The 5175-nt window shown below is 61.4% G+C and carries 3 protein-coding genes and 1 pseudogene; 2 read left to right on the top strand and 2 right to left on the bottom strand.

What is annotated here, in order from left to right; all coding sequences use genetic code 11:
• Positions 1 to 636: DDE-type integrase/transposase/recombinase (locus ABL57_RS19505; protein WP_047801720.1), on the top strand; the 636-nt coding region annotated here is incomplete at its 5' end.
• A 107-nt stretch (positions 637 to 743) separates the two neighbouring features.
• Positions 744 to 2258: a carboxylesterase/lipase family protein gene (locus ABL57_RS19510; protein WP_082157604.1), complete on the top strand. Its 1515-nt coding sequence runs from the start codon at positions 744 to 746 to the stop codon at positions 2256 to 2258.
• 91 nt (positions 2259 to 2349) lie between these two features.
• On the opposite strand, the gene ABL57_RS21550 is transcribed toward ABL57_RS19510, so the two are convergent.
• Positions 2350 to 3247 (bottom strand): IS5 family transposase gene (locus ABL57_RS21550; protein WP_152683474.1). Its coding sequence is split into 2 segments (ribosomal slippage): positions 2350 to 2895 and positions 2897 to 3247, totalling 897 coding nucleotides; the frame shifts between segments, so codons are not numbered across the junction.
• Positions 3248 to 3917: 670 nt separating this feature from the next.
• A pseudogene (locus ABL57_RS23620) lies at positions 3918 to 4928 on the bottom strand (patatin-like phospholipase family protein); the annotation flags it as partial.
• Between the last annotated feature and the right edge of the window lie 247 nt (positions 4929 to 5175).

Here is a 5175-nt window from a genome sequence, read left to right on the forward strand (position 1 = left end):
ACGGCGCCGGGGCAGGTGTGGAGTTGGGACATCACAAAGCTCAAGGGGCCGGAGCGGGGCGTGTACTACGACCTGTACGTCGTGCTCGACATCTTCTCCAGGTTCGTCGTGGGCTGGACCATCGCGGCCCGCGAGGACGCCGAGATCGCCAAGAACCTGCTCGAGCACGCCATGGGCATCCATGGCGTGCCGGAGGCGATCCACGCCGACCGCGGGACCTCGATGACCTCCAAACCGGTCGCTCAGCTGCTCGTCGACCTCGGGGTGGCCAGGTCGCACTCCCGCCCGCACGTGTCGAACGACAACCCTTACAGCGAGGCGGCGTTCAAGACGCTGAAGTACGCCCCGGTCTTCCCCGAGCGCTTCGGGTCCCTGGCCGACGCCGGCGCGTTCGCCGAGCAGTTCTTCGCCTACTACAACCACGAGCACCGCCACTGCGGGATCGGGCTGCACACCCCCGCCAGCGTCCACTTCGGCACCGCCGGGCAGGTCCGCGCCCAGCGCCAGGCCACCCTGGACGCGGCCTACGCCGCCCGTCCCGAGCGCTTCGGCCACCGCCGACCCCAGGCGCCCAAGCTGCCCGAGGCCGCCTGGATCAACCAGCCCTCACAGGAGGCCCTCATACAGACCGCCTGACGGAATCTGTCTCACCCGCCTTGACACTTTCCGTTGACGAACGTCACATTTTCAGTCATTCTCTTGAATACAGAAATATTCTCTGCAAATTATGAAAGGTCGGTTCCATGCTCAACCCGGTGCTAACTCAAACAGGTCCAGTCCAAGGCCGTGAAGATGACGGGGTGCGCAGTTGGCTCGGGATCCCCTACGCCGCGCCGCCCTGGGGCCGGCACCGATTCGCACCGCCCCAGGCCCCTACTCCATGGAGCTCTGTTCGCGATGCCTCCTCGTACGGGCCCCCGGCGCCCCAGGGCCTGCAACTGCCTGGCTCGGAGATCCCGCCGTCAACCGATCCGGCACCTGACTGTCTGACCCTCAACATCTGGGCCCCGAGTGCAGCTCCAGAGGCATTGCCGGTCATGGTGTGGTTCCACGGCGGAGCCTACCTCGCCGGGGCAGGTTCAGAACGGGCGTACAACGGGACCGCACTGGTCCGCGAGGGCGTCCTGGTTGTCACCGTGAACTACCGGATGGGTGTGGACGGCTTCGGACAGATCGACGGCGCCGTTTCCAACCGCGGGATCCTCGACCAGATCGCGGCACTGGAATGGGTGCGGGACAACATTGCCGGCTTCGGAGGTGACCCGCAAAAGGTCACAATCTTCGGAGAATCCGCAGGCGCCGGATGTGTCCTGGCCCTGCTAACCATGCCACGCGCCCGCAATCTGTTCCATCGGGCCATCGCCCAGAGTATTCCTCGGATGTTTTTCTCCCCACCACTCGCGCACTCGGTCACCCAGGCCGTCGCCGCCGCAGCCGGCATCGAAGGAACAGCAGATGCACGCACCCTTGCGACGTTGACTCCTCAGACGCTGGCCGACGCAACGCGGCTGGTCATCAGCACCATGGGAAACCGCGCCGACGAATGGGGTACCCTCGCCTACACTTCCTCGTCGTCTGGGCCGATCTTTGGGCCGATCGTGGACGGAGACACGATGCCGGAGGACCCATGGACGGCGCTTCGAAATGGCGCCGCCCGCGAAATACCCATAATCACCGGCCATACCCGCGACGAATACCGTCTTTTCACCGCCCTACAAAAGCGGTTTAGCATCACCACGGAAGAAGCGGACACCGCCCTGCACATCTTCGCACCCAACGGAGACGCCGACGGCTACCGCGCCATTATGCCGCAAGCAGAACCCGGGGAGCTCTACGAAAAGGTCAATACCGACTACCTGTTCCTCGCCCCTACACTGCAGGCTGCCATGGCCGGCGCCGACGCCGGGGGACACGTGTTCGTCTACGAGCTGTGCATCGACCCGGTAGGGGGCATGGGCTCCCCGCACGCCATTGACTTGCCCTTGACCTTCAACACCCTGGACACCGTAATGGGAGCGCTGATCCCGGAGCCAACTGACTCAGTGATCGAATCCGGCATCCGGATGCGCAGCGCATGGACCCGCTTCGCCGCAACCGGAAACCCGGGATGGCCGCAGTGGGGCCCAGACCAGTCGGTACAGATATGGGGCGGCGAGAACCCTGTGGTGCGCTACCCCGAATCGGAACGGCTTGAACTGTCCCTGACGGATAGTTGCGGCGCCCTCGAGCTATTGCAACATCAAGAGCTGGGCCGGTGAACGCCCAACCAGGACGCCGCCACCGCTTTCATCCTTACCCGGCCCCGTGATTCACACGATCGAACGCTGCGCAGGAATTCTTCCTCGTTCGCTAGGGCGTGTCTCCTAAAGCTGTCAGCCAGATGATGATTGCCCGGAGAACTGCTCCGCCGCGGTAAGTCAGGGCGAGCTTGTCATAGCGGGTCGCCAGGGCCCGCCATTGCTTGAAGATGTTGAAGTTTCGTTCGACGACATTTCGGCCCTTGTAGTCCTCTTTGTCGAAGGCAGGCGGCCTGCCACCGGTGGAACCTCGTCGCTTTCGGTGGCCAATCTGGTCGGACGGTTGCGGGATGACTGCGGTAATACCGCGGTCGCGGAGGTGGGTTCGGATCGCTCGAGACGAGTAGGCCTTGTCACCGCGGACACGGTCCGGGCGGGTTCTGGGTCTGCCCTGACCCGCCCGGTTGATCTTCAGCTGGTTCATGAGGTGGGCGAACATCGGCGCGTCCCCGCCCTGGCCCGGAGCGACTAGCAGAACCAAGGGCCTGCCTTTGCCATCAACCAAGGCGTGAATCTTGGTGCTCAATCCGCCCCGGGACCGTCCAACCGCATGATCGTCCGGCTCAGCAAACAGATTCATGTAATTCGAACCGGCCCCCTGTGGTGCGCGGCAGGTTGGTGCCGTGCTGGTGGGCACGGTTCACCGTCGAATCGACCGAGACCGACCAATCCACTTCACCCTGAGAGTCCGCGACCGTCAGCAATGCAGCCAGGATGCTGTCCCACGTTCCGTCACCGCTATAGCGACGGTGACGCTTCCAAATGGTCTGCCACGGACCGAACTCGGCAGGCACATCCCGCCACGCGATCCCGCACCGATACCGGTAAATGATGCCCTCGACCACGCGCCGGTCATCCCGGAAAGGACGACCCCGACGACCATCAGAGGACGGCAACAACGGCTGGATGCGGGCCCACTGCCCATCGGTCAAAACAGAAGTACGCGACACCCATCAAGCATCCCGGCTAAACCAACTTGAATTTAGGAGACACGCCCTAGTCGAGAACGGTGCGGATGTGGCTCCGACCGCAAATGTGCCACAAGCTGTGGCACTTGCTACGTTGTCGCAATGATTCCCAGGCGCGCACGATCGCCGTCATGTACTTCAGGTTGCGGGCAGAGATCCATTTCATGTGGCAAACCGGAAAACCGCATGTTTCAGATTGATTCATCTGGTGGTATTCGCAGAGTACTAGACGACATATGGTTCTTATCGGCCAGTTCCGACTCATCGGTTTAAACAGAGGGCCTATCCATTATGCCTGTTTTGGCCACGCTGTTGTCAACAACGGCTAGTTACATCTCCTACTGCAGTTCTTGCGCTACGCGGTCCTTCAGAACTCCGATCAGACTGAACTACACCCCAACCTGACGTCAGGCAGCAAGGACAAAAGCGTCAGAATAGGGCCCCGACCAGCCAATTGGCACACTTCGACGGAAGGGTCTAGATTCCAACCGGACGGTTACGCTGGCGAACCCTCCTGCCCAAGGGATGCCCGATCTCTCTGTTTTGTGCAGAAACTGTTGGCACAAACTCCGCTGGTCCGACACCCAGCAGCCCCGGGCAGGTCTACGGCCGCGGGAACAAGGAACGGGAACAAGCAGCTAGGGGTAGCAAACTATCCTCCAAGGTCGGGGGTGTAGTTGTTGAGCAGCGTCCGAGTGAGCTGTTCCCCGCGGATCGCAATGGCGTCCAAATCAACATCCCTCATTGGAGCGAAGTTCGTCGGATAATTTTGGACTCTTGCGCGTGGGACGAGGTCCGCCAAGGGCATTGGCAGCCGCTCATCTCGCATGCCGAGGTAGACGTGAACAATGCCCTTTACCTCCGCGTGCTCGCGGGCCAAGTGAATCCGGCTTCGGGCAGAGTCCTGAGATTTTGTGTGTGTGATGTCAAAACTTTGGGCGAGCCTGCCGGCCATGAATCGAGCCGCGGAACGCTCAGTACGTCCGCGTCCGGCGTCGACGGCGACAATGTAATCGAGATCGAATACGTGGGAACTGTACTTGGTTGAGCGGCCAGGGAGTAAGGGAGCAAGGCCAAGGTTGTCGTATACACCACCGTCGGTCAAAGACAATCGCTCGCTACGTCGATCACCGTCTCTACCAAGGAATTCGTAACTTCGGCACAAAGCGGGAAGTAAAACTGGGAACGCCGCTGAGGCTGCGACTGCTTCCGCAACAGTTACCTCATCGAGGATTGTCCCGAACGGCGAAGATGCGCTGAGAGCGCTGCCGAATCGCACTGCGTTACCGGTTCTCATGTCTGTGGACGAAATCACGGTCTCGATGCCTGCATGGGTCACATCAGTGATGAGCTTGGCTCCGAAATTACGCGACGACAGGGCATCGACGAGTGCATCAGTGCGGGAATAGGAGCGCCCCTCCTTCGAGGCAAGTGCCCGGACAGCGCTGGCGATTGCACGCCCCGCTGCCCGTGGCGTGAAGGCACGTCGAGCAAGCTCAGTTTGGAGTCCCCCACGCAGGAGCGTAGTGACGGAGTCGTCAAACTCATCGAATCGTTCCGGTCCGTAAGCCCACATCGCAGCGAGGAGGCTCCCCCCACTGATGCCCGAAACGACAGTCACCTGGGGAAGAAGATTGCGATCGTGAAGGGCTCGTAGGCTGCCGAGGCCGAACCCTGTGCGTCAGGATGGGGTGAGACACCAGCACTGATGTGACCCATGCAGGCATCGAGACCGTGATTTCGTCCACAGACATGAGAACCGGTAACGCAGTGCGATTCGGCAGCGCTCTCAGCGCATCTTCGCCGTTCGGGACAATCCTCGATGAGGTAACTGTTGCGGAAGCAGTCGCAGCCTCAGCGGCGTTCCCAGTTTTACTTCCCGCTTTGTGCCGAAGTTACGAATTCCTTGG

Source organism: Kocuria sp. SM24M-10 (assembly GCF_001027955.1).
Lineage (GTDB): Bacteria > Actinomycetota > Actinomycetes > Actinomycetales > Micrococcaceae > Kocuria > Kocuria oceani.